Raw genomic sequence first — 25,305 nt, 5'->3', positions numbered from 1 at the left:
CCCTGCGGGCAGTTACAAGTTACAAGTAAACAAGATACGAGTAGACAAGATACGGGATACAAGATGTTGACTGCTAACTGTTGACTGACATATCTGTTACCTTTGTTACTTTTTCTATAGTGTTCTTTGTGTAACTCTTTGTGCCCCTTGTGGTAAAGAGTTTTTAACCACTAAGTACACGAAGGGAATCACAAAGAGCACAAAGGCTAAAAAACTGTTACCTTTGTTACCTTTTAACGAGTAGTAAGTATTAAGTAATAAGTTGAAAGTTATATGAGATACGGGATACAAGTTGTTAACTGTTAACTGATATCCCTGTTACCTTTTGCATATTTACAAAGGATTTTTAAACACAGAATAAAAGGAATAAAAAAATAATAGGTGGGGAAAGGAAATGAAAAACCTATTTAAGAAGATAAAAAAAGATTATAATACAATCAATCCCAAACAGAAATCGGGACTTCTTGAGGTATTGAAATATATCGGACCAGGACTTCTGGTTACCGTTGGCTTTATTGATCCCGGTAACTGGGCCTCAAATTTTGCGGCGGGGTCAGAGTTTGGCTACGCTCTATTGTGGGTGGTTACACTATCCACCATAATGCTGATTATTTTACAGCATAATGTCGCCCATCTGGGGATTGTTACAGGATTGTGCCTATCGGAAGCCGCAAATAAATATTTGCCGAAGACCGGTTCACGCATTGTACTCTGGTCTGCGATCGGTGCATCCATTTCCACATCACTGGCCGAAATTCTGGGAGGGGCAATAGCCTTGAATATGCTGTTTGATGTACCCGTTAAAATAGGGGCAGTATTTGTCGCGGTCTTTGTATTTATAATGATGTTCTCCAATTCCTATAAGAAGATAGAACGCTATATCATTTTCTTTGTTTCCATGATTGGACTTTCCTTTATATACGAACTGTTCCTTGTGGATATTGAATGGGGAGAAGCGGCAAAAGCATGGGTCGTGCCGTCTGTACCGGAAGGGAGTATGCTGATAATCATGAGTGTACTCGGAGCCGTAGTGATGCCACACAACCTGTTCCTGCACTCGGAAGTTATACAAAGCCGCCAATGGAACCTGCAAGACGAAAAAGTGATGGAGAAACAACTGAAATACGAGTTTTTCGATACGTTTTTTTCGATGCTTATCGGCTGGGCGATAAACAGCGCCATGATATTACTGGCTGCATCTACGTTTTTCAAACAGGGAATAGTTGTCGATGATTTGCAGCAGGCCCATTCCCTTCTGCAACCGCTATTGGGCAGTAATGCCGTTGTTATATTTGCTGTCGCGCTGTTGCTGGCCGGCATATCGTCATCCATGACATCGGGTATCGCCGCCGGTTCTATCTTTGCAGGGATGTACAACGAACCATACAATATAAAGGACATACATTCCCGTATGGGAATACTTATTTCCTTAGGTACGGCTTTACTTATAATATTTATGATAGGCGACCCGTTCAAAGGACTGATTATATCGCAGGCAATACTAAGTATGCAGCTTCCTGTAACAGTCTTTTTGCAAGTCCGGCTCACGTCATCGAAAAAGGTAATGGGTAAATACGCGAATTCGTTGCGGACTAAGATATGGCTGTACGGTATAGCATCTATTGTGACATTCCTGAACATACTTTTACTTGCAAGTTTTTTTACAGATATCAAATTATAAGGATAAGATTGTTACTTTATTACCAAATACCTATCTTTAAGGCCGTAATCCTATCCCATTTTATAAAATAGAAGTATATGAAAAAGATTATATTATTTATCCTTTGCTCTACTCTGATAACAGGAGTATCGACAAGTTGCGGACCGAAGGCAAAGACAGAAGCCCCGGCCGAAACGGCAAAAACAGAAAATAAAGCAGAAGCACCAAAATCTAAATTTGTAAAGCTGGCCGAAGAAACGAATAAGAGCATGCCGATGCCGCTACCCGGAGGTATCAGGATGGACAAAGCGGAAGCGGTATCTAAAAACGAGTTCAAGTATCACTATACATTTACCCAGACTCCAGCTGTTACGGCCGAAGAATTTGTAAGAAGCACAAAGCCGGCTCTCACCCTTGCTTTGCAAAGCACTAAAGGAAAAGATCTGGATATGTTCAAAGATGATAAAATGACATTGATATATGCATATTACACAATGGACGGAAAGCTTTTCGCGGAAGTAAAACTGATGCCGGAAGACTATATTAAGTAACAATAAAACAAAATTCAACTATAATGATCAAACATATTGTAATGTGGAAGCTCAAAGACGAGGCCCACGGAAACGACAAGGCAACTAATGCCGGACTGGTAAAAGAAAAACTGGAAGCCCTGAGCGGAAAGATCGACGGCTTATTAAAAATAGAAGTCGGTATCGATTTTCTGGGAGGAGGGAATTTCGATGTAGTACTCTATTCCGAGTTATCAAGCAAAGAAGCACTGGATATCTATCAGAATCATCCCCTGCATCAGGCAGTCCTTCCGTTTATCAGGGAAGCGGTTATGGACAGAAAAGCGGTAGATTACGAGGGATAAAATGCAACAAGAAGAAATAATAAGGGATATCCGTCAGCGTTGCCGCAAAGCCATGAACGGTATCGCATCTACCAGTATGCGGCAGCGGGGCATATCTTACAAAGTGAATTTCGGGCTGAATATCCAGCAGATAAAAGAGTTATCGGGCCGTTACAAACCGGATGCAGAGCTAGCTGAAATACTCTGGAAAGAAGATACCCGTGAACTAAAAATACTGGCGACTCTCCTCTATCCTGCTGATAACTTTACAGAGGTCGTTGCCAATAAATGGGTTACTGAGATTCCGAATCAGGAGATAAGGGAGCAACTTTCCCTTAATCTGTTACAAATCCTTCCTTTTGCCGGCAAACTGGCTTTGGAATGGGGTAACAGCAAAGACGAGAGTATCCGCACAACAGGTTATTGGCTACTGGCCCGCCTGTTTCTAATAAAGAAAACCGGCAAACAGTCTGCAAATGATTATACCTTTATATGGAATGATGTTATTTCAGATAATATGTTTCTTCGCAATGCTGCGTCGTTGGCATTGAAACATACAGGAAGGCAATCGAAAACGGAAGCCGGTACAATACTGGACAAGCTATCTATATATAAAGACGATAGCAACTTGATAAAGCAAGAAGCATATAATAGTCTGGCTTTCGAATTTGAGTATTATAGCCTCCCCAACCCCTCCGAAGGAGGGGCTTCATGAGAGACTCTATACCAGACACCTCCCCAAGGGGGAGGCCGGGAGGGGGCTCGTTTACTTCCCTATAGTATATCTCAGGCCGGCATAGAACTTACGTCCCATTGTAGGGCCCCAGACCATTGTAGCATCAAAATCGTCTCCGAATGGATTTTCGGAAGATATGACAGGATTCTTCTGCCTGAAATCAGTTATATTTTCCGCACCTACATATACGCTCCAGTTTCGGAAGTTCTTGGTAACCTGGGCATTCAGGATAGTAAACGAATCGAATCTGGTATCCCACAGCGGATTTACTGCATCAGGAGTAGGCATACGTCCGCCACCGTTAAATTGGGCAGTGAGGTCGAATACCCATTTCCTTAAAGGAGTTTCATATGAAGCAGTAGCCAATGCTTTGTAATCACTGACAAGGGGCTTCTTCATCAGCTTGCCGCCATAATTCGTCTTCGCGTTTGTCCAACGGTAAGCTCCGAGTATATTGAAGCCTTTGAATAAGGGATAGGATGCCTCTACCTGAAAACTATTGGCGTATGATTTGCCCTGTAGGTTATAGAATTGTACTGCATGAGGGTTGCTGTCCACGTCTGTTACTACCTGATTATCGAAGTCGGTACGGTACCATTCTCCGGAAATAGTAAGCTCTTCGCCTTTGACCGGGATATGGAAAGATATGCTTGTACCGTAATTCCATGCCGATTCCTGCTTCAGATTATCGGCTATCTCTATCTTCCTGCTACTGGCCAGATAGAAACTGTTCTCCGGCATAACAAATACAGTCCGGTAGCCTTTGCCTGCCGAAGCTCTCATGTTCAGCCATTGTACAGGCATATATTTCAGATGCAGGCGCGGGGTTACAAACATTTTGTCATGCAGGGAACTGTAATCGGTACGCAGACCTGCCAGCGCGATAAACTTATCATCCTTGTTGAAAGTATACTGGAGATAACCGCCTGTTGTAGTTTCCTGATCCGGCTGATTGGTAACAGGCTGCGCCAGATATATGGACTGGCTGTATTTATCCCAGTTCATACTGAGACCTGCGCTTAACTGATGCTCCTTTCCAAACCCGGTTTCATACATCAATGAGGCATACAGGTTGTTACCGTACACATTATACTTATTGGCTGCATACTGTGACTTCTGGTCGTGGTACGATCCTGTGAATATCAGTGCTACATTGCCATTCCTTTCTTCATCGAGTATATAGGAGTTCTTTGTATAAAACTCTCCGCGGTTTGCATTCACGGTTATCTCATAAGGATTATCCTTATTCAGGGACGAAGGAGTCAGGGTATGCACTGTCTGTCCGCTGGTACGGTAATCCTGCACAAAGCGTACGCCAAATTGAGAAGCATAGCGTCCCGACATATAATGCCAACGGTTCATCAGATTGAACTGATGCTTCTTCGGCGCGTCCAGAAAGCTATCGTCATTATCATCATGTGAAGCCGACTCATTCGAATAATGAAGGAATACACCTGTATTCAGTTTATCATTCAATATAAAGGCTGCATCCGCATTTCCTTCATACCGGCCTGCGTCACTCGCGAACAGATTCAGACTGAGAGGATCGGCGCTATTAGGCTTCTTGTATTCCACATTCATTTGTCCGGTAATAGATTCATAGCCGTTTTTCACAGATGCTGCTCCTTTGGATATCTGTATGCTTTCCATCCACGGGCCCGGAATATAATCCAAACCATAAATAGAAGCCGGCCCGCGAAAGTTCGGATAGTTCTCGGTAAGGGTCTGTACATATGTTCCCGCCAAGCCTAAAAGCTGGATTTGCTTTGCCCCTGTCACAGCATCACTGAACGATACGTCTACCGAGGGGTTGGTCTCAAAGCTTTCGGAAAGATTACAACATGCGGCACGATGCAGTTCCTTGGTTGTTATCTTTTCGGTATTCAAGAGGCTGGTGCGGGATTTAATAGTTCCCGGAGGGGTCTTTTCTACAATGACCTCACCCAGTTCATTATCTTCATCCAGTGTTATATCCTGCATATCCACAAAATCATGAATATGAACGACCTTATTTTTAAAGCCGATATAGTTCACTTCGAGCATATGATCTTTATGGGGCGTACCGCTTATTTCAAAGTAGCCTTTTTCATCTGTGATCACACCTGTTTTGGAATTTTCCCAATGTACGCTGGCGCCTATCAGGGGCTGTTTCTGAGCGTCATAAACATATCCTTTCAGTATGTCTTTACTGAAAGCCAGAGTGGGAAGAAGTAGTAATATTATAAATAGTTTTATCGTTTTCATCTGATTCTCTTTATTAGTAATGAGTTAATAAGCACTTAGTCGTAAGTACAAAGTATTAGCTACAGGATTATCTGAATATCCTGTATAACATAACTAACGTAGAAAAATCAAATGATAAGTACACTGATAAGGGACAGGTAATCCCTTGGAGGAATTTCGGGAGGTGATTCAAACTGAGCATATTCATCTGTATATTCTACCTTCTCGGGCAAAATATTCGAGGTGACAGCTAATGAAGCATCCGATATCCATACAAAAGGGGTTGCCACGTGAGGACGGAATGATGAGGCATCTATATCTATCGACAAGCGGGATGCCGAACAGTGTATCTCACTTTTAAACGAAGTTTCACACGTATCGTGATGTGCGGTGTCTTTAACGGAACAGCAGCCTGAAACTTCTTCAGTTTGACTAGCCTGTGCACAGCATATATGTTGTTCGGTCATAAAAAGAGTCTGCCCACTACAAGTAGTACAGCAGTAGTTCATAATTGTCACTCCTGCGCCTGTGAAAAATACAGTTGCGGCGGCAATTAATAATATAAGTGTCTGACCAAACTTTCTCATTTCAACCACAAAGGTAATTATTTTTATATAACAGATACGTTTTTAAGAAGTTTTAGCAGAAACGCACTCATGATGCATTTTTTCCAAATATGTTTATCTATATAATAGAAGCCGATAGTCTTTAGCTGTTAGCTTATAGTTCTTTGAAAGATTATAATAATATTTAAAGACTGGAAAATAAAAAATATACAAAAGTTGTCAGTTTTTCACCATCCAGCTCCCTCAAGAGGTCATAGGAAGGGTAAAAGTAATAGATGAATTTCCCCACCGGGGATCATATCGCCTATTATTCTTTATAATATATATGCTTAACCCTGTTGGATATCGATGTAAATATTTCGTAAGGGATCGTATTTATTTTTTTTGCCAAATCGGTTACCGGAAGATTTTCTCCGAAGATAGTAACAATATCCCCTTCTTTGACTTCTATACCTGTAACATCTATCATTGTCAGGTCCATACATATGTTACCTACAATAGAGACCTGATGTCCGTTAACGAGGACAACCCCTACACCGTTCCCAAACTGACGGCTGATACCATCGGCATAACCGATCCGGATAGTGGCTATTGTAGCATCGTGGTCGAAATGCCCCTTACGCCCGTAACCAACGGTTTCTCCGGCCTTGATGTGCTTTATCTGCAAAATAGTGGTTTTCAGCGTACATACATTGCGAAGCCCGTTCAAGCCACTGGCACTGACACCATAGAGGCTTATCCCCAGGCGTACCATATCCAATTGTTCTTCCGGGAAACGTTCTATTCCTGCCGAATTGAGAATATGCTTCATCACCGGATAATGACAGCTCTCTTCAATTTCTCCGGCTATCTTCTTAAATGTCTTGATCTGTTGGAGGGTGAAATCATCAAAGTTCCAGCTTTCGCTGGCAGCCAGATGGGAGAATACGGATTGTATGCGTACTCCGGTCTGCCCTTTGACGCGATCCATTAATTCGGGTAAGTCCTCTTCTGTAAATCCAAGGCGGTGCATACCCGTATCTATCTTTATATGTATCGGGTAATTAGTAATACCCTGCAATTTAGCCTCCTTAATAAAAGCATCCAGTATTCTGAAATTATAGACCTCAGGCTCTAAAGAGTATGTAGCAAGCTCCTCAAAGCCTCCGACTTCCGAATTGAGAACTATAATAGGAACTTTTATCCCTTGTTTACGCAGAATTACGCCTTCTTCGGCAACAGCCACAGCAAGATAATCACATTTATGGTACTGGAGCGTTTTAGCAACCTCGGACGAGCCTGTGCCATATCCATCGGCCTTAACCATACAGATCATCTTTGTTTTCGGATTCAGCTTAGACCGGTAAAACTTAAAGTTGTGGACAATAGCGTCCAAATCTATATCCAGTACGGTTTCATGGGTCTTTACCTCCAGCAGTTTATTTATACTCTCGAAAGAGAAACTTCTCGCCCCTTTCAGCAGGATAAACATATCATGGAAATCGTGCCAGATGTCGGAGTGTATAAAGTCTTCGGTAGTATTAAAGAACAGACTCTCGGTGTCTTTAAACATTTCCTTATGAGCTGATATCTCCTGTCCTATACCTATCAGCAGGTCTATTTTCTTATTCAAAACCAGATTGGCAGCCAGATAGTACAGTTCTCGCAGAATAAGCCCTGATTGTGGAATGTCGGATATGATAAGCACCTTTTTCTGCTCACTGGCGGTAGCACGTTGTACAAGAAAGTCCAGTGCTATATTCAGGGAATTGATATCCGAATTGTACGAATCATTAATCAGGGTAGAATTATTCTTCCCCTGACGTACATCGAGCCGCATCGCCACGGGCTCGAGGGTAGCCATACGCTCATTTATATCCGGAAGTGATACATGAAGATAGAAAGCTGTGGCCAAAACGTGGATGGCATCTTCGACAGAAGCATCGTCAGAGAAAGGAATCGTCAGCCTGGAGGCCATACCCAAAACAGAATAATGGATCGTAGTCGTTTTTTCCTGCTTCTCTATTTTCATTATGTACAAGGGACTTTTGTTCGACCCCCTGCGTGACCATGTCAACCGTTTATGCGAGAGACATGCAATTTCCATACATTCATCTATCAGTTCATTTTCCTCTTCGCAAATGATAACATCGCAGTTGATAAACAGTTCCAGTTTCTCCAGACATTTCTGCTTCATGGATTTAAAACCTTCCTGATGAGCCTGCCCGATATTGGTGAGAATGCCTATAGTGGGACGGATAATAGCTTCGAGTTTCGACATTTCTTCCGGCTGGGAAATCCCTGCTTCGAAAATACCGAGTTGTGTGTGACCGTTCATTTGCCATACCGACAGAGGCACGCCTATCTGAGAATTGTAACTGCGGGGTGAATGGGTTATATTAAAGTCCTGATGAAGTATCTGATATAGCCATTCTTTCACCACGGTCTTTCCATTGCTGCCGGTAATACCGATAACAGGTATTTCAAACTGACTGCGATGATATGCCGCAATACGCTGCAACGCAGCCAAGGTATTCGTTACCACAAGGAAGTTCGCATCCTGATAATTCTCCCAATCGGGAAGTATCTGCGAAACAACAAAATTACGGACACCCAGCTCGTACAGTTCATTGATGTATTTGTGCCCGTCGTTATTCTTTGTGGATAAGGCAAAGAATAATGTTTCAGCCGGATAAAACACCTGTCTGCTATCAGTCAGTAATATGCTTATATCCGCATCATTCAGGTCGGAAGCAATAGCGTCAAGTATTTTGGCTATTTTATGAATGGAATATTTCATTTCTCTCTTCTTTCTATTTATAGTCGACTCTCTAATTCAGAGGCTTCGGCACTACAGCAAATGTATGGATATTTCTCGTTGAAGGCTTTAATCTTTAACAAAGTTTGCCTTAAAAAATGCTTATACTCATGGGTTTCAGCATTGAAAGGCCGATGATTGAGAGCAAGATATATCTTGTTCCATTCTTCTATTACCGGATGGGCTTCGGCACTAAAATATGTATAGGAAAACCGTTCCCATATATATTTAATCGCCATCGTATTCGGATGTGTCATATCGTCATTGTAGAAGCGGTAATCACGCAGTTCATCAAGGACAATTTCGTAGGAGGGAAAGTAGTGTAATCCATCCATTTTTTCTCTTAGCTTGTCAATAGCAAGAAGTAAGACCGACTTACTAAGCTGGTTCTCATGCGCTCCATCTTTCATATGACGAATGGGGCTTACCGTAAATATAATCTGGAGGGCCGGGTTTATCTGCTTCAATTCACCTATCAAAGATTCCCAGTCACCCGCAATATCATCAACAGAAAGACGGTATCTGTCAAAATCCGATGCGGGCAGTTTATGACAATTACCTACAATCATATTATATTTCTTCGAACGGAAGACGTATGCCGTACCGAATGTGATGAACAGAATATCTGTCTGCCGTAAATCAGCAGAAGATTTTTCGATTTTTGTGTTTATTTCCCCAATACATTTATCTATATCTATATTAGAAAATACACTATGATGGTAAAAGCTATGATAAAGTCCTTTGTATTCGAAAACATCGTTTACGGTGAATTTCTTTTTTTCGATGAGCAGCCTCAAAGCCTGACTGATCGATTTGGGATTGTAAAGTACACCGAACGGATTGAGATTTACATTGAATTTATTGTCGATAAGCAATTTTCCGATATTTTCTATAAAGCAGGAGCCAAACATTAACATACTGCTTTTATGAGAAATAGCCAATCCGGATTTGAGTATCTCTATTTTTGTCCTGAATTCCATTTTTTAGATAAGATAATGGTTGTACAAAAATAAGAAAAAGGAAATTAAGAAACGGGTATAATCTTACGATATATTTTATATCTTGATATTTTCAATACAGAATCCCGTATGGCTTTAAGTCCAGGATCTTTTTCAGAATACCCTTTTGGAAACGGTCATATGGTATAACAGTGCCTAGCGTTCTTTGAAATCATTTTTATGTAAAACTCGCAGAACCATCTCTCGCCGCTGGCGGGATATCGTAATACCCGAACCATCTTTCATCAGAATATATCCCCCATCGGTTTTCACAAAGCTTTTTACTTCATTCAGGTTTATCAGATGGGATTGATGTACCCGAAGGAAATTTATAGGAGAGAGTAATTCGTCGTATTCTTTCAGAGTCTTTGAGATCAATAATTTCTCACCACTCTTGAGATAGAAGAATGTATAATTCCCGTCCGATTCGCACCGGATAATATTCATAATCTCAACGAATTCAATTTTATCGGACAGAGGCAGGGCAATCATTTTCTTATTATCCTGTTTACTCCTGTTATTCAACAAATTAAGCATTCGTGTATTATTTTGTTTACCGCGTATTGTTTCTATTGCCTTATCCACTGCTTTCAATAACTCCATCGTATCTATTGGTTTTACAATGTAATCCAATGCCGATATCTTTATTGCTTTAACTGCATAACTGGTAAATGCTGTCACAAAAATCACTTCGAAATCAAATTTGGAAAGACTCTCCAGCATCGAGAAACCATCTCCGCCTGGCATCTCGACATCAAGAAAGACCAGATCGGGTTTTAATTCTACGATATTCTGCCGGCCTTCAAGCGCCGACGAACATAGAGCAACTATCTCAACTGCAGGACAGTATTCTGAAAGAAGCCGCTGTAGGTTTTCACGATTATTTTGCTCGTCTTCTACGATAATTGCTCGTATAGGAGTATTTGTCATTAATATTTTAAGTTTTAAACCGGTATTGATATTGTAACCTTGCACCCGGTGATTTTGCGATCTGTTTCAATATTCTCTATTTGCAAGCCGATCTCCAGTTTCAGCTCCTTGTTTAACAGCTTCAGCCGTTCACGTATTGCCTGTAGACCAAATCCTGCTTTCGCCGCATCTTCCGACACAAAATAACCATTTCCCGTATCTGTTACAGTTACATACAGCACTTGTCCAGTCATGGTAAAGGTCAACTTTATATGCCCACCTCCCTCAGGAACAACCCCGTGTTTCACGGCATTTTCAACAATCGGCTGAATCAACATCCCAGGTATTTCCTCGTTCTCCACGTCGATGCTTTCATCTATATCAATAGTATACCTGAAAGGTACACGCAACTGTTCGAGGCGAAGGTATAATTCCAGTTGCTCTATTTCTTCCGACAGAGTAATCAGTCTCTTCTCCGATGTTGATAATACCAGACGAAGCAGTTTTGCAAAGTTAACCAAATAGTCATTCGCTTCTTTATCCTTCTTCTGATTTATAAGATTCTGAATGGAACCTAGAGCATTGAAAGTAAAGTGTGGATTCATCTGGGCACGGATAGCCTTCAGTTCAAGTTCTGAAATATGCCTTTTGATACGTTCTCGGCGTTGGATTACCAGCCGTACTATGAAAAATGTAAGTATTACAGAGAAAAGCGAAGATAAAATAATAGGCGCCAGAATACCGCTCGAAGCGGTACTCTGATTCTTTTGTTTTTGAATATCTTCTTCTATTACCGATAAGATAAGAATACCTGAGTCGTTATAGTTACCCAGTACCCTATCCAAAATAGTCCCATCACTTCTCATTATGATATAACATCCTTTTCGAGTAATAACTTTATCATAATAATCGCGTAATTTATCATCGGGTACAAAAGTAATATGCTCCTGCACATTGTTATTTTTTTCAAAAAGGGATTTTCTTGATTCGGAAGTTATTACGCAGGATGTTATTTTATCCCGCAGATAATCATTTTCCTTATCCGATTCTTTATAGGGATTCTTCAGTTTAAGGCTAAAGGATTCTGTTAATCCTTCATCGACAAGCAATACGATATAACTATCAGATGCATTTTTCAATGGTATATAGTTCTGAATTGCCAGATCAAGATTCTTAATATTAGCTCCGGGTTCTACTTTTTCCACCTGTTCATGCATAGAGGTTACGCTTTTACGCAACTCGGGTTCAGTGCATTTTCTCAGAAAATCGTCATATTCTCTTTGGCTATCCTCCAGATGAAAGCCTGTCATCAGATATTTCAGTGTCTCAGAGGTCAGATAAAACCGTGGATATCCCCAGAATATGGCATCAGCAAAGTAATATCTGGGAATATGTTCTTGAAGAGACCTCATTCCGGTAAGCACATCATCATTTGTTTGCCAAGCTTTGTAGCTATAGTAGCTGTCCAGGAACTCTCCATAGGTATAAGGCTGGTACAGATAGTCGGTAGTAGGAAATATACTCCCAAATTCTTTACTCGTCCAGTCTATCTGATACTGTGGAGGCATTGGTCTCATAAAGTCCCCGATATTCTGCTGCGTTATAACATTATGCATGTTCACTTTTTCGGACAAATACCAATAGTTGTATGATAGCTCTGCCGATCTTATCCAATAAGCATTCATTTCTTTGTAATAAGTTTGCAGCAGGGCCTGATGTTTGGCTTTTCCTTTGTCTAAAAAGTCGTCTATCTGTTGCTGAGTAATTTTCCATATTTCACCATAGTTCCGCAACCCTTTTTCCTCCTTATAGAACTTTACGATTTGGTGAGTATAGGCAGAATTGGCTCCGCCCCTGCCTGTAAATGAATAGTCATTTTTTACAGTATTATATTCTATCTGTATTGAATCATCAGGTGTGACGTCCAGTAAAAGGCTATTAAGTTCCATCCTTTTTGGTGAGGGCAGGAAGAACTCAAAAGTGTATGAACCATCAGATGATTTCTTTACGGGCCTGATTCTTTCGCCATCATTGGTTATAAAGACCCGATCTCCGGCTACATCTTTAGGGGGTGTATATACCAGATGTATATTCGGTTGAAGATAGAATGAAGCAGAAACTATTTGTACAAATGTAGGGGCTTGAGCATTCTGGGTAGTGACCGAATCTCTTAAATCGACAAACCACGACATCAGATTGCCTTCTCTGCTCTTTTCGATCCAATTGTGAAAGAATCCTTGAGCCGCAGTTCTCAGAACTGCCTCAAAATCTAATGTCAAATCTTTCGGAATACCACCTCCTCTGATTTTCACCCCCGTTGTTATCTGTAGTAAATCGCTATACCACCTTTTTCTGTCACGTGTGAATATTCCGCTTTCTTCGGGAATAGGGAGGAAGTTTGTACTTACTCTTCCATCCTTTATACTTGCGGAAAGGATAACGTTATTATCTCTAAATAAATAGAATATGCTTTCACCATTTGCATAACGACTAAAGAAATAAGAGTCGTAATAATTATATGTTTTAAATGGGCTGTATGAATTTGGATCATATTGATCCTTATCCTGAAAATGCGCAAACCAATTGGTAGGTTTGATTCCAAATCTGACAGAATCTTTATCTACAGAAAACACATTGAATTGTACTTCTAACTTTTGTACCTGGTCGAAATCCCATATCGAATTATGGCCGGCAACTCCATCCGATACAGTTACTTTGAGAGTGAATGAGTCACCTTGTTTCAAGTCGTTTAAAGTCCGGACCTCTCTGGCATGGATAAATGCAGGGATTAACGCTAACAGTACAATCAATAGTCTTGTTTTCATAATAACAAATTTAATTAATAACTTAAATCTCAAGTCAAATCTATGATTTAATATTATTCTGGAATGTTGTTATTATTATATAGCTATCCGGAGTTATTAAATGGTTATAAGAAGTTATTATCCGAAACAAGTCCCTCCGCATGGTCATACCAGTCAATATAGCGATGAATAAACCTTATTTATAAAGTCTTGAAAATGTTTTCATATCGTAGGTTTATGGGATTTATGTGTTTCCGGAGTAATGGTATTTATTTATCAAACAGCTATAAAAAAGAAAAGGTTGTCATCCCGACAACCAATCTTCATTGTTAACCTTAAATCTAATACTATGAAAAACACATTACAAAGATAAGAGGCGTTTGGGAATATTCCAAATAATCTCAAGTGTTATTTTAACAGTTTAAATTTGTTTAACGGAGACCTTCGGAATACCAGCCGAATTGTTAAATAACCTTGCTTATTATAAACAAATAAAAACGACCCATAACTGAGCCGTTTTTATATAATATACTGATAATAAACCTCAAACACTATCTATTCACAATATCCATAGTATCTGAAGCAATCATAAATTCTTCATCAGTTGGCACAACCATTACCTTTATTTTAGAATCCGGTGAGGTGATTACCGCCTCTTCTCCGTAAATCTTCAGATTTTTCTCCCTGTCGAGTTTTATTCCCATAAACTCTAAATCAAGACAGATTTCTTCTCTAAGATAAACGGCATTTTCCCCTATACCTCCGGTAAAAAGCAAAATATCAAGACCACCCAAAGCTGCAGTATACGCCCCGATATACTTCTTGATACGGTAGAGGAACATATCATAAGCTAATTTGGCCTTTTCGTTTCCTTCTGCAATAGCTGCCCGGATCTCGCGCATATCGGATGAAACACCTGAAACGCCGAGTAATCCGCTATGTTTATTTACCAGAGTAGAGATAGCCTGTGTACCAATATTTTCTTTTTCCATTACGAATGAGATAATACCAGCATCTACATCACCCGAGCGTGTACCCATCAATAAGCCTTCCACCGGAGTCATACCCATGGAGGTATCTATGGAAACACCCCCTTTAATAGCAGCCAGGGAGCCGCCATTACCGATATGCGCCGAAATAATCCGTTGCCCCTCATAGGGAACATCCAGTATTTCGCATGCTTTACGGGAAACATAACGATGGCTTGTGCCATGGAAGCCATAGCGGCGAATAGCGTATTTCTGATAAAGCGAGTACGGCAGACCATACATATAAGCCTTAGGCGGCATTGTCTGGTGAAAAGCAGTATCGAATACCCCAACCTGAGGAATATCTCCCATCAGTTCCTTAACAGCATAAATACCTGCAAGGTTAGGCGGATTATGCAACGGGGCAAGTTCGATACATTCCTCCATCTTCTTAATCACTTCATCCGTAATGTACACACTGCTGTTGAATTCTTCTCCGCCGTGTACTACGCGGTGACCTACGGCATCTATTTCACTTAATGATTTTATACAGCCATATTTTTCACTGAGAAGGACTCCGAGGATATATTCTATACCGGCCTGATGTTCGAGTATTTCTCCTTCAAGGACAACTTTATCTCCATTGTCTGCGGGAAATTTAAGGAATGAACCTTTCAGCCCTATTTTCTCTACACCTCCCTGAGCCAAAACTTCCTTGCTTTCCATATCGAAAAGCTTATATTTTATAGATGAACTACCACAGTTCAATACTAATATCTTCATACTGTTAAATTAAATTGTTTGGACCAAGTTGTTTTCCTGCTTCATCATAGATGTAGAATCCCCTACCCGAAGATATGCCTAACTGCTTAGAGCGATACAGACGCCATAGAATAGGAGCAGCCTTATATTTTTTATCACCGTACTCATGGAACATATCCTCCATCATCATTACCAGTTTCTCTATACCTATTATATCGGCAATATGGAAAATACCATACCGCTGGCCGTAGATAATAGTAAATTCCTTGTCGATATCTTCGATAGAAGCCACGTTCTCCATCCATATCTGGCATGCCTCATTGAGCATTATAATCAACAGGCGGAAACTCACCAGACCGCTACTTTCATGAACCGGAATCGGAAGATACTTTATCATATTGGCAAACAGATAGATCTTATCTATTGCCTCCTGTGATGTAAATGTACCTCTTACTACTTCAAGCAAGCGGGCCTCTGTATGGGTAATAGGAAAGTGAAGACTTATACAGCGTTCTTTGTGCGTCAGTTCGGCCGCCAGCTCACTAATAATAACCGTAGTGGCGTTCGTAGCAATAATCGCATCGGGCGCAAGCACCAGTTCCAGATTTCTGAAAACCTCCTTACGAAGTTCTGTACTGCGTTCTCCGTTTGCTTCGTAACGGATACATTCTATCACAAAGTCACATCCTTTAAGGTCACTGTAGTTGAGTGTGCCTTTTATACGCCCCATAGTAGCGCGTTTTTCACTCTGAGTCAACCCCCAGTTTTCAATCTTGGTATCCAGTCCATGACCTATATCTTTGAGGGCTTCCTGAATTCTGTCTTCCGAAACTTCAATGAAGACAACCTCCATCCCCGACAATGCCGTAAGGCTAACAATATGCCTGCCATCACGACCACAGCCGACAACTCCGATTTTGGAGAAAAGAGACCGTTTTTTATGTTTATTGCTTAACCCGTATTCTTCAATAGGTTCTATGATTTCTGCCATATATAATTTATTGATTGTTATTTATTTTTTGCCGCTATGGCCTGATTTGCCGCTATGGCTACCATATTATAAACATCGCTCACAGAACAGCCGCGCGAAAGGTCGTTTACCGGAGCTGCCATGCCTTGTAAGATAGGACCAACAGCTTCTGCATTGCCTAAACGCTGAACAAGTTTATATGCAATATTCCCTACCTCCAGCGAAGGAAAAACAAGCACATTTGCATGCCCCGCAACCTTACTATCCGGCGCTTTCTGCTGGCCTACAGACGGAACCAGAGCAGCATCTGCCTGTAATTCTCCGTCGATATTCATTGCAGGGTCAATTTTCTGCGCAAGCTGGGTTGCCTCTATCACCTTGTCAACCATAGGATGTTTCGCACTTCCTTTTGTAGAGAAACTCAATATAGCCACGTGCGGTTCTTCACCTACCAATGCACGAGCTGTGCGGCCTGTCGCAACTGCAATTTCTGCCAACTGGGACGCAGTAGGGTCAGGTGTAACAGCGCAATCCGCTACTACGAGCAATCCGTCTTTACCGTATTGTTTCTGAGTGGTAAACATTAAGAAGGCACCTGAAACAACGCTGATACCGGGTGCTGTCTTTATAATCTGAAGCGCAGGACGAAGCACGTCTCCTGTCGTATTTTGCGCGCCGGCTATCTCTCCATCGGCATCTCCGTTCTTTATCATCAGACAACCGATATACAATGGATCTTCGGCTAACTTAGCTGCTTGCCCGATTGTCATTCCCTTGGCCTTTCTCAATTCGAAAAGAAGATTCGTATAAGCCTCTTTTTTCTCATAGCTCTGAGGGTCAAGAATGGTTGCTTTACCTATATTTTTCAGGTTTAAACTCACAGCCAGGTCCTTAATCTCTTTTGTATCCCCTATAAGAATAATATCTGCAACTCCATCTGCAAGTAACTGGTCGGCAGCTGTAATAGTTCTCTCCTCTGTTCCTTCGGGAAGGACAATACGTTGTTTGTTTGCCTTGGCCCTTTCTACAATTTGTTTAATTAAGTCCATATAATAGATGTTTTTACTTGTGTTCTTGTGTAAGTAGTATATGCCGCCTTTTTATGCGTGCGCAAATATACTAAAAAATGCAATCTCCGGTTTGCATTTCCGAATAAAAATAATTGTTTTAAATGCAAAATATGCTAAAAAACAGCCTGATATCAACGCATAAAAAGTACCCGCCTGAATAAGCCTGAAATAAGCAATTAGCTATATGTGACTCTTTCAAAAAGGTAACATATGTTTCAGTCAACAGTTAGCAGTCAACATCTTGTATCCCGTATCTTGTCTACTCGTATCTTGTTTACTTGTAACTCGTAACTGCCCAAAGGGCGAAGTAACTCGTAACTGCTTTAATCAATACTTCAAAGAACTATCAGCTAACAACTAAAGGCTAATAGCTTATTATATAGATAAATCTTCCCAATAAATATAACATAAATGACTATAAGCATACAGTAAAAGTTTTCTATCGCCATTTCCAGTTCAGGTCTTCAACAAAAGATACGTGGCTATACTCATTATATCGCAACAGGTGTGTCCTCACCTCTTCCACATTATTTATCCGGTGTTTAGGGATTATAATAGTTACCTCATAGCTCATCGTAATAAAAAAGTAATATCCTGTTTCAATTATCGCATCCATATCATTTACGCTAAAATGACGATGGCCTTTCTTCGTCTCGAGTTCTATAACATCATTTCCGAACAAAAGTTTTGTATTGTAAGGAAAGTCAGCCCGTGAACTTTCAGATATATGCTTTCTGTACATCCGTTTATAAAACCATACCGACCACCATGGATAAATAGCAAAAAAGAAAACAGACGACCCCAGAAAAAAATAGGAGAGTAAACGATAGCCTTCATCGAAAAACAATAAAAGCCCACACAGGAACGACAGACCCATAATTTTGTATTTTTCTTTTTTACGCTGTTTTATTTGCATCTCATCCTTAGAGGCAAAATACATCTGTAGTTGCAGGAAGTCTTCCTCGTCAAAATCGTAGTTCAATTCTAGCATTGATAAGCTTTATAGAAAAACTCCCATTGTTCTATGATCTACAATGGGAGTTTTATATTATTGTTGTTTTTTCTCCTTTTCTTCCGACTGCGCGATAAAATCTTTCAATTTCTCCACCATATTTGCGCTTCCGCAATAAAACGGTGTACGCTGATGAAGTTCGGTAGGCTGCAACTCCAATATCCGGTTTACACCATCTGTCGCACTCCCTCCGGCCTGTTCGGTAATAAATGCCATAGGGTTACATTCATACAACAGTCTCAGTTTTCCTTTCGGTGACTTGTGAGTAGACGGATAAAAATAGATACCGCCTGTAATCAGATTACGGTGACAATCGGATACCAAACTGCCTATATACCGGGCAGAATAAGGCCGGTCTTCCTTTTCTTCCTGGCAATATTTAATATAATCTTTTACTCCCTGTGGAAAATGTACATAGTTCCCTTCGTTCACTGAATATATCTTAGCATTTTTAGGGCATCTCATATTCGGATGCGACAGGTAGAAACTGCCTATCGCCGGATTCAGCGTAAAGCCGTTTACCCCGCGTCCGGTTGTATATACTATCATGGTAGATGTACCGTACAGAATATATCCTGCCGCTACCTGGTTGACTCCCGGCTGGAGAAAATCTTCCATCGTTACGGGCGAACCTATCGGGGAAATACGCCGGTAGATAGAGAATATAGTGCCCACAGATACATTCACCTCTATATTGGAAGAGCCATCCAATGGGTCCATCAGTACCACATATTTATTGTTGTGCCCTTCGTCCAGTCCCTGTATGGTTATAAAATTATCATTCTCTTCCGAAGCGATACCACAAACAATCTCCCTGTTGACCAATGTTTGTATGAATACCTCATTGGCATATACATCCAGTTTTTTCTGCTCTTCACCTTGTACATTAACGTTACCGGCAGCACCGAGTATATCTACAAGCCCGGCTTTATTTACCTTATAGCTTACTACTCTGGCAGCAAGCAGAATGGAATTCAGAAGACGGGAAAGCTCTCCTGTAGAGTACCTGAAATCTTCTTGTCTCTCAATAATAAACTCGTCAAGAGTTTTTCTTGCGATATTCTTCATACTATTAAATGAGTTATGTTATTAATGCTTCAAAGATAGTGATTATTTACATTGTTCAGCGGGTTCCCCTATAAGGTTTATTTATTAATGAATAAATAGTTTCTATGCCGGATGTGATCAGATGCCCATTGCTTTTCCCTCTATTTCTTACGACTGATCCGCATAAGCAATACTATATAAACAAAAAGACAGGGGACGGCTTTTACAAGCCGTCCCCTATTCTATTATAAAAGATTTTCAATACTTATTTCGCATCGCTGCCACCAGAAAGTTTTTCTTTAAGAGCTGCCAGTTCTTCGATATCACCTAATGTGGTTTTTTCCATATTAGAAGATTGACTTACTGTTTCGTCTTTTTCTTTCTTCGCGGTTTTTCTGGCTTTCTTTTCAGCTGCTGCTTCTTTAGATTCCGGTCTTTCGTCTTCGAACACACGGCTATGAGAAACGATAATTCTCTTAGAGTCCTTGTTGAATTCGATTACCTTGAAGTCTAATTTCTCGTCTACTTTCGCTTGAGAACCATCTTCTTTTACTAAGTGTTTTGGAGTTGCGAAACCTTCTACACCATAAGGAAGAGAGATTACAGCGCCTTTATCAACCATTTCAACAACCGTACCTTCGTGTACCGAACCTACAGTAAAGATAGTTTCGAACACATCCCAAGGGTTTTCTTCCAGTTGTTTGTGACCAAGACTCAAACGACGGTTTTCCTTGTCTATTTCAAGCACCTGTACTTCGATATCAGCACCGATAGCAGTTACTTCGCTAGGGTGTTTGATCTTCTTGGTCCAGGAAAGGTCAGAGATATGGATAAGCCCGTCTACACCTTCTTCTATTTCAGCGAATACACCGAAATTAGTGAAGTTGCGGACTTTTGCAGTATGTTTGCTTCCCACAGGATATTTTTCTTCGATATTTTCCCATGGATCCGGTTTCAATTGTTTGATACCAAGAGACATCTTACGTTCGTCACGGTCAAGGGTAAGCACTACAGCTTCTACTTCATCACCAACTTTCATAAAGTCCTGTGCGCTGCGCAGGTGCTGCGCCCAGCTCATTTCTGAAACGTGGATCAGACCTTCTACGCCCGGAGCGATTTCGATAAATGCACCGTAATCAGCCATAACCACAACTCTACCTTTCACCTTATCACCAACTTTAAGTTCAGCGCTAAGAGCATCCCATGGATGAGGAGTAAGCTGTTTCAAGCCGAGAGCGATACGTTTTTTGTCATCGTCGAAGTCAAGGATAACAACGTTGATTTTCTCGTCCAGTTTAACCACTTCTTCCGGATGCTGAACACGTCCCCAAGAAAGGTCTGTAATGTGGATAAGTCCGTCTACGCCGCCAAGGTCGATAAATACACCATATGATGTGATGTTCTTAACTGTACCTTCAAGTACCTGACCTTTTTCAAGTTTCGAGATAATATCTTTCTTCTGTTGTTCAAGTTCAGCTTCGATAAGAGCTTTGTGAGAAACAACAACATTTTTGAATTCGTGGTTGATCTTAACAACTTTGAATTCCATTGTCTTACCAACGAATACATCGTAGTCGCGGATAGGCTTCACGTCGATCTGAGAACCCGGCAGGAATGCTTCGATACCGAATACGTCCACGATCATACCGCCCTTAGTACGGCATTTGATGTAACCTTTGATGATTTCATCTTTTTCAAGAGCCTCGTTAACACGATCCCAGGAACGTGTAGCACGTGCTTTCTTGTGGGAAAGGATAAGCTGTCCTTTTTTATCTTCCTGGCTTTCGATGTATACTTCTACTTCGTCACCAATTTTCAGATCAGGATTGTAACGGAATTCATTCATTGATACAACACCATCTGATTTGTAACCGATATTAACTACAACTTCACGTTTGTTCATAGCGGTTACCTTGCCCATTACCACTTCTTTGTCGTTTACTTTGTTCAGCGACTGGTCATAGGTTTCTACAAGTTCTTCTTTGCTCTTACCTGCATAAGAGTCTCCTTTTTCGTACGCATCCCAGTCAAAATCTGCAACCGGTTGTACATTTTTTAAATTGTCAATCATTCAAATCCGATCTGGCGCCTGTCCTGATCAGTATCATTAAAAAGTTAAACATTTTTTGCTTCGAAAAGCGGTGCAAAGATATTGTTTTTCAGAATATAAAGCAATTTTGAAATATATTTTAATAATCTTTTTTATTTATGGGCACTATCCACGCTTAATATCTTTGTGTCAAAGAAAGCCTGCTCATTATGCAATAAACAGCCCCAGCCCGTAATAAAACAGCATAGCCATAACCGCGCTTACAGGAATAGTCAGAATCCAGGCCACAAGCAAGTCTTTTGTCACTCCCCAGCGCACAGCTGAAAGGCGTTTTATGGAACCTACGCCGATAATGCTACCGGTGATTACATGTGTTGTACTTACTGGCACATGCAACACTTCGGTAATAAACAGTGTCAATGCACCTGCCGACTGGGCACAAAAACCTTCTATGGGTGTAATTTTGGTAATACGGTTACCCATTGTTTTCATTATCTTCCATCCTCCGCACATGGTACCGACTGCTATTGCCGTAAAACAAGCCAATGGCACCCAATCGTGCATATCGGCCATTGAATCCATCTGCAGCCATGGATGTACATCGGCATTCGTTTGGGTAAATGCGATCAGGGCAGCGGCAATGATACCCATCACTTTCTGCGAATCATTGAGACCGTGTCCTATACTAAGCAACGCGGATGATATAAGTTGCAGCCTTTTAAACCAGCGGTCGGCTTTGTTCGGTTTAACCTTTTTCACGAGATGAAGTGTCAGCAATGTAATAAAGTTACCGCCAACCATACCTATCAGCGGAGCTACAACAATAAACAATGCTATAACGCCTATCACTCCTGCATGCACAGCCTGAAAACCCGAGGCGGCAATACCGGCTCCGGCGAATCCGCCGATAAGCGTATGAGATGAAGACGAAGGGATACCCAGCCACCATGTAATCAGATTCCATGTGATAGCAGCCACCAGTCCCGCAATAATAACATGCGAAGGATTGGCTATAAAACTCATATCCACGGTTTTGGAAACGGTATCGGCAATACCGAAACCTCCGATAATGAATTTGGCTATAAAATAAGCGACAAAGTTGAAGAATGCAGCCCAGATAACGGCTTGGGTAGGAGTAAGAACTTTTGTGGATACGACTGTAGCTATTGAGTTAGCCGCGTCATGAAATCCATTGATAAAATCGAAAATAATGGCTAAAACAATAATTATTATCAGTAATGTCATTTCTACGTTGGTTATGAGTACTTAACAATCATTGTCTTTATAATCTTCCCGACAGCTTCAGAGGCATCTGTAGCCCGCTCCAGTTCGTGGAGGATATCTTTAAGTTTTATAACTTCGATGGCGTCCGTTTCATTCTCAAACAGGTCGATAAGGAAATGCTCATACACATCATCCGCCTTTTTCTCAATAACGCCTAATTGTTCGCAATATTCTTTAATCTTGGTCGTACTCTTCTTCAGGATATCCAGCTCATCAATCGCCTGAACCAGGAAACCCGCAGATTCGCGCACAAACATGGCTAGACGGATTGCGGCTTCGGGCATTACTTTCGGGCTGTAAAGCATAATGCGTTTAGCACAACTGTTGATCAAATCAGTCACATCATCCATTGTTGACGAAAGATGGTTGATATCTTCCCTGTCGAACGGAGTGATAAACGTTTCATTCAACTCTTCAAAAATTTTGTTTTGGATAGCGTCTGCCTTGCGTTCCTGTTCTTTGATTTTCTTGTAGTATTCTACAGCATCATTGTGGTTAGTTACTTGAACACATTCGATAATCAGGTCAGATGCAACCAGAATTATCTGAGCCATCTCGCTCATTAGCGGAAAGAACTTGTTTTCTTTAGGTTTAAACCTATCGAAGAAATTATTTTTCATAAAAATTTAAATATATCCATATTTGAAAAGGATTGCAAGAAAAATGCAACACCAAACGCCTGCAAAGATAAAAAAAAATCTATTCTGCGAAAGCTTTTTTAACATAAAAATAAAAACGATATCTACCTCTGAATTTGGCGGTTAGCCCTATTTATATATTTTCATTCAAATTGTATATCCCCGAAATATAAAGGCATGTGAAAATTTGGAGTTTCTGTCCCTACCGGATTCCATGAAAGAAAGTGCGGGAGAGTCAGATTATCTCCGCATTTATAAAAATTCCCACGCGCTTTTACACCGCTGAATGTCTCCAATCCGGATTGCCAATAGACCGAAACCGGAACAACGACCAACATATTCCACTTAAAATCTCCCCGCCTCTTTCCGAAGGGCTCCGTACCCAGGCTCGGATACCGTTTTACCGAAGATAATAATGCCGGGGCAGCATGTACAGGATCGGCCTTGCCTTTCCTGTACCCTAAGAGCACTTTGCCGATACAGGACATTTCCAGATTGTAATAATGGAGAGAGTCCCCGAATGATATGAAAAACTCAACGCATGAATCTTTCCAGACAGGACCGTTATCTTCACTCGCTTCAGCCAGAATTTCACTTTCTTCCACAAAGAATTGCAGGAACAGGTGTGTTCCGTTATGAGCTATCCTGAAAGCAGTTTTCGGCTTGGACGGATAAAGTTCCGGCCAATTTACGCAGGATATCTCATGTTCGGGAACTTCCTGCATGCATTCTGTTATATTTGCACAATTACTGGCATCTGCCACATCAATCAACGGAACAAACAGCATATGGTATTCGATTTAGATTTTATATAATTATCTTATCTTTTATAAACTTTTGTTTATCTGCTCAATATATCCCAATATCTCATCTACTCCCAGCCTATGCTCGGCAGATGAATAAAATACAGGGGGGATTTCTTCCCATGTTTCTTTCAGCCTATCTGTATATGCTTCTGAATTTTTCTTCAAGGCGCCTTTGCTCAATTTATCTATTTTCGTGAACACAATAGCAAAAGGCACACCTTCTTCTCCCAGCCAGTTCATAAATTCGATATCTATCTGCTGCGGCTCGTGACGGCAGTCCAACAATAGGAACAAGCAGGTTAGCTCTGCCCTGTTTACGATATAACTGTCTATGATTTTCCTGATTTGTTCTCGTCCTTCTTTCCCCCGCTGGGCATAACCGTACCCGGGCAAATCGACCAGATACCACTCATTATTGATTATGAAATGATTTATCAATTGTGTTTTCCCCGGCTTGGAGGAAGTCATAGCAAGACCTTTCCTGTTTGTCAGCATATTAATAAGTGAAGATTTACCGACATTGGAGCGCCCGATAAAGGCATATTCGGGTTTCCCATCCTGAGGACATTTGCGGTAATCGGTATTACTTATTACAAACTGAGCATCTTTTATAATCATTATCTTATTCTCTTTTATGAAGTAGAACTACAAAAATAGTCTAAAAATATGAATATCTTTGCTTTCTGAACATAACATCTTATATATTGGTTTAACATAAAACATAAAATCATGACAGCAAAGAAAGTCATCATAACAATCGCGGTCATCATTGTGGCCGGCTTTCTCATTTTCGGATATGTCTGGTACTTTGTTCCTTTCAGCGACTCGGGTGTGAAAGCCGGCATACTGAATAATGTAAAGCACAAGGGTATTATTTTCAAAACATATGAAGGAGAGCTTATACAATCCGGATTCGGTCAAGGTATGCAAGGACTTCAATCCAACGAATTCCAATTTTCGATAGACGATAAAGGCCTGGCTATAAAACTGATGGGCATGAGCGGACAAAACGTAAAACTCCACTACAAAGAATATTACGGCAGACTGCCCTGGCGTGGCTACTCAAAATTTGTTGTCGACAGCATCGTTTCCGCAGATCCTGTAATACCAGATCAGTCAAATGAAATTCCACCTCTTGTAACTCAATAATTT

Annotated in this window: 21 protein-coding genes; 5 read left to right on the top strand and 16 right to left on the bottom strand. The window is 40.8% G+C overall.

Features of this window, described 5'->3' with window-relative positions:
• The first annotated feature begins 394 nt into the window (after positions 1 to 394).
• The 4 genes from ACYQ3L_RS22665 to ACYQ3L_RS22650 all read left to right on the top strand — a co-directional run bounded on the left by ACYQ3L_RS22665 (position 395) and on the right by ACYQ3L_RS22650 (position 3,228).
• Positions 395 to 1,681, top strand: a complete 1,287-nt coding sequence (locus ACYQ3L_RS22665) for an Nramp family divalent metal transporter (RefSeq protein ID WP_291111889.1) — start codon at positions 395 to 397, stop codon at positions 1,679 to 1,681.
• A gap of 77 nt (positions 1,682 to 1,758) precedes the next feature.
• Positions 1,759 to 2,211 carry a hypothetical protein gene (locus ACYQ3L_RS22660; protein WP_379998492.1) on the top strand — a complete coding sequence of 151 codons (453 nt, stop codon included), beginning with the start codon at positions 1,759 to 1,761 and terminating at the stop codon, positions 2,209 to 2,211.
• Positions 2,212 to 2,234: 23 nt separating this feature from the next.
• On the top strand, positions 2,235 to 2,534 hold the full coding sequence (locus tag ACYQ3L_RS22655; protein ID WP_291111883.1) for a Dabb family protein: 300 nt from the start codon (positions 2,235 to 2,237) through the stop codon (positions 2,532 to 2,534).
• 1 nt (position 2,535) lies between these two features.
• Entirely contained in the window at positions 2,536 to 3,228 is a 693-nt protein-coding gene (locus ACYQ3L_RS22650; RefSeq protein ID WP_379998490.1) for a DNA alkylation repair protein, read from the top strand.
• Positions 3,229 to 3,279: 51 nt separating this feature from the next.
• Here the strand turns inward: ACYQ3L_RS22650 and ACYQ3L_RS22645 are convergent, their stop codons facing one another.
• From ACYQ3L_RS22645 to yihA, 16 genes are all read right to left on the bottom strand, one after another.
• Entirely contained in the window at positions 3,280 to 5,493 is a 2,214-nt protein-coding gene (locus ACYQ3L_RS22645) for a TonB-dependent receptor (RefSeq protein ID WP_379998488.1), read from the bottom strand.
• Positions 5,494 to 5,600: 107 nt separating this feature from the next.
• The gene (locus ACYQ3L_RS22640; RefSeq protein WP_379998486.1) at positions 5,601 to 6,059 is read right to left on the bottom strand and encodes a hypothetical protein; all 459 of its coding nucleotides are present in this window, start codon (positions 6,057 to 6,059) and stop codon (positions 5,601 to 5,603) included.
• Between the two features lie 286 nt (positions 6,060 to 6,345).
• The gene (locus tag ACYQ3L_RS22635) at positions 6,346 to 8,817 is read right to left on the bottom strand and encodes a bifunctional UDP-N-acetylmuramoyl-tripeptide:D-alanyl-D-alanine ligase/alanine racemase (protein ID WP_379998485.1); all 2,472 of its coding nucleotides are present in this window, start codon (positions 8,815 to 8,817) and stop codon (positions 6,346 to 6,348) included.
• 17 nt (positions 8,818 to 8,834) lie between these two features.
• Positions 8,835 to 9,815: a GSCFA domain-containing protein gene (locus ACYQ3L_RS22630; protein ID WP_379998483.1), complete on the bottom strand. Its 981-nt coding sequence runs from the start codon at positions 9,813 to 9,815 to the stop codon at positions 8,835 to 8,837.
• A 174-nt stretch (positions 9,816 to 9,989) separates the two neighbouring features.
• Entirely contained in the window at positions 9,990 to 10,763 is a 774-nt protein-coding gene (locus ACYQ3L_RS22625) for a LytR/AlgR family response regulator transcription factor (protein WP_379998481.1), read from the bottom strand.
• A gap of 14 nt (positions 10,764 to 10,777) precedes the next feature.
• Complete coding sequence (locus ACYQ3L_RS22620) at positions 10,778 to 13,567, bottom strand: sensor histidine kinase (RefSeq protein WP_379998479.1); 2,790 nt, start codon at positions 13,565 to 13,567, stop codon at positions 10,778 to 10,780.
• A 530-nt stretch (positions 13,568 to 14,097) separates the two neighbouring features.
• Positions 14,098 to 15,297, bottom strand: a complete 1,200-nt coding sequence (locus ACYQ3L_RS22615; protein WP_379998477.1) for an acetate kinase — start codon at positions 15,295 to 15,297, stop codon at positions 14,098 to 14,100.
• A 4-nt stretch (positions 15,298 to 15,301) separates the two neighbouring features.
• On the bottom strand, positions 15,302 to 16,267 hold the full coding sequence (locus ACYQ3L_RS22610) for a 3-hydroxyacyl-CoA dehydrogenase family protein (protein WP_379998475.1): 966 nt from the start codon (positions 16,265 to 16,267) through the stop codon (positions 15,302 to 15,304).
• Between the two features lie 17 nt (positions 16,268 to 16,284).
• The gene (gene pta / locus ACYQ3L_RS22605) at positions 16,285 to 17,295 is read right to left on the bottom strand and encodes a phosphate acetyltransferase (RefSeq protein ID WP_379998473.1); all 1,011 of its coding nucleotides are present in this window, start codon (positions 17,293 to 17,295) and stop codon (positions 16,285 to 16,287) included.
• A 460-nt stretch (positions 17,296 to 17,755) separates the two neighbouring features.
• Positions 17,756 to 18,307 carry a YcxB family protein gene (locus tag ACYQ3L_RS22600; protein WP_379998471.1) on the bottom strand — a complete coding sequence of 184 codons (552 nt, stop codon included), beginning with the start codon at positions 18,305 to 18,307 and terminating at the stop codon, positions 17,756 to 17,758.
• Positions 18,308 to 18,364: 57 nt separating this feature from the next.
• Positions 18,365 to 19,396 carry a class 1 fructose-bisphosphatase gene (fbp, locus tag ACYQ3L_RS22595; RefSeq protein WP_379998469.1) on the bottom strand — a complete coding sequence of 344 codons (1,032 nt, stop codon included), beginning with the start codon at positions 19,394 to 19,396 and terminating at the stop codon, positions 18,365 to 18,367.
• A 244-nt stretch (positions 19,397 to 19,640) separates the two neighbouring features.
• Positions 19,641 to 21,443, bottom strand: a complete 1,803-nt coding sequence (gene rpsA / locus ACYQ3L_RS22590) for a 30S ribosomal protein S1 (RefSeq protein ID WP_379998503.1) — start codon at positions 21,441 to 21,443, stop codon at positions 19,641 to 19,643.
• Between the two features lie 189 nt (positions 21,444 to 21,632).
• Positions 21,633 to 22,670: an inorganic phosphate transporter gene (locus ACYQ3L_RS22585; RefSeq protein ID WP_379998467.1), complete on the bottom strand. Its 1,038-nt coding sequence runs from the start codon at positions 22,668 to 22,670 to the stop codon at positions 21,633 to 21,635.
• An 11-nt stretch (positions 22,671 to 22,681) separates the two neighbouring features.
• Positions 22,682 to 23,329: a DUF47 domain-containing protein gene (locus ACYQ3L_RS22580; RefSeq protein WP_379998465.1), complete on the bottom strand. Its 648-nt coding sequence runs from the start codon at positions 23,327 to 23,329 to the stop codon at positions 22,682 to 22,684.
• 161 nt (positions 23,330 to 23,490) lie between these two features.
• Entirely contained in the window at positions 23,491 to 24,135 is a 645-nt protein-coding gene (locus ACYQ3L_RS22575) for a carbohydrate-binding family 9-like protein (RefSeq protein WP_379998463.1), read from the bottom strand.
• A 39-nt stretch (positions 24,136 to 24,174) separates the two neighbouring features.
• Positions 24,175 to 24,771: a ribosome biogenesis GTP-binding protein YihA/YsxC gene (gene yihA, locus ACYQ3L_RS22570; RefSeq protein ID WP_379998461.1), complete on the bottom strand. Its 597-nt coding sequence runs from the start codon at positions 24,769 to 24,771 to the stop codon at positions 24,175 to 24,177.
• Positions 24,772 to 24,882: 111 nt separating this feature from the next.
• On the opposite strand from yihA, the gene ACYQ3L_RS22565 reads away from it, so the two are divergent.
• Positions 24,883 to 25,302 carry a hypothetical protein gene (locus tag ACYQ3L_RS22565; protein ID WP_379998459.1) on the top strand — a complete coding sequence of 140 codons (420 nt, stop codon included), beginning with the start codon at positions 24,883 to 24,885 and terminating at the stop codon, positions 25,300 to 25,302.
• Positions 25,303 to 25,305 lie beyond the last annotated feature (3 nt).

The sequence above is a fragment of the Dysgonomonas termitidis genome (assembly GCF_054657735.1).
Note: the sequence above shows the minus strand (reverse complement) of the source record. Positions and strands in the feature narration are given on the sequence as shown.

Excerpts from the sequence above, each read along its gene's own strand:
- ACYQ3L_RS22600 (WP_379998471.1), bottom strand. The coding sequence starts at position 18,307 with ATGCTAGAATTGAACTACGATTTTGACGAGGAAGACTTCCTGCAACTA.
- yihA (WP_379998461.1), bottom strand. The coding sequence starts at position 24,771 with ATGATTATAAAAGATGCTCAGTTTGTAATAAGTAATACCGATTACCGC.
- ACYQ3L_RS22640 (WP_379998486.1), bottom strand. The coding sequence starts at position 6,059 with ATGAGAAAGTTTGGTCAGACACTTATATTATTAATTGCCGCCGCAACT.
- ACYQ3L_RS22660 (WP_379998492.1), top strand. The coding sequence starts at position 1,759 with ATGAAAAAGATTATATTATTTATCCTTTGCTCTACTCTGATAACAGGA.
- fbp (WP_379998469.1), bottom strand. The coding sequence starts at position 19,396 with ATGAAGAATATCGCAAGAAAAACTCTTGACGAGTTTATTATTGAGAGA.
- ACYQ3L_RS22615 (WP_379998477.1), bottom strand. The coding sequence starts at position 15,297 with ATGAAGATATTAGTATTGAACTGTGGTAGTTCATCTATAAAATATAAG.
- ACYQ3L_RS22575 (WP_379998463.1), bottom strand. The coding sequence starts at position 24,135 with ATGCTGTTTGTTCCGTTGATTGATGTGGCAGATGCCAGTAATTGTGCA.
- ACYQ3L_RS22635 (WP_379998485.1), bottom strand. The coding sequence starts at position 8,817 with ATGAAATATTCCATTCATAAAATAGCCAAAATACTTGACGCTATTGCT.
- ACYQ3L_RS22610 (WP_379998475.1), bottom strand. The coding sequence starts at position 16,267 with ATGGCAGAAATCATAGAACCTATTGAAGAATACGGGTTAAGCAATAAA.
- ACYQ3L_RS22630 (WP_379998483.1), bottom strand. The coding sequence starts at position 9,815 with ATGGAATTCAGGACAAAAATAGAGATACTCAAATCCGGATTGGCTATT.
- ACYQ3L_RS22620 (WP_379998479.1), bottom strand. The coding sequence starts at position 13,567 with ATGAAAACAAGACTATTGATTGTACTGTTAGCGTTAATCCCTGCATTT.
- pta (WP_379998473.1), bottom strand. The coding sequence starts at position 17,295 with ATGGACTTAATTAAACAAATTGTAGAAAGGGCCAAGGCAAACAAACAA.
- ACYQ3L_RS22565 (WP_379998459.1), top strand. The coding sequence starts at position 24,883 with ATGACAGCAAAGAAAGTCATCATAACAATCGCGGTCATCATTGTGGCC.
- ACYQ3L_RS22650 (WP_379998490.1), top strand. The coding sequence starts at position 2,536 with ATGCAACAAGAAGAAATAATAAGGGATATCCGTCAGCGTTGCCGCAAA.
- ACYQ3L_RS22645 (WP_379998488.1), bottom strand. The coding sequence starts at position 5,493 with ATGAAAACGATAAAACTATTTATAATATTACTACTTCTTCCCACTCTG.
- ACYQ3L_RS22585 (WP_379998467.1), bottom strand. The coding sequence starts at position 22,670 with ATGACATTACTGATAATAATTATTGTTTTAGCCATTATTTTCGATTTT.
- ACYQ3L_RS22665 (WP_291111889.1), top strand. The coding sequence starts at position 395 with ATGAAAAACCTATTTAAGAAGATAAAAAAAGATTATAATACAATCAAT.
- ACYQ3L_RS22580 (WP_379998465.1), bottom strand. The coding sequence starts at position 23,329 with ATGAAAAATAATTTCTTCGATAGGTTTAAACCTAAAGAAAACAAGTTC.
- ACYQ3L_RS22625 (WP_379998481.1), bottom strand. The coding sequence starts at position 10,763 with ATGACAAATACTCCTATACGAGCAATTATCGTAGAAGACGAGCAAAAT.
- ACYQ3L_RS22655 (WP_291111883.1), top strand. The coding sequence starts at position 2,235 with ATGATCAAACATATTGTAATGTGGAAGCTCAAAGACGAGGCCCACGGA.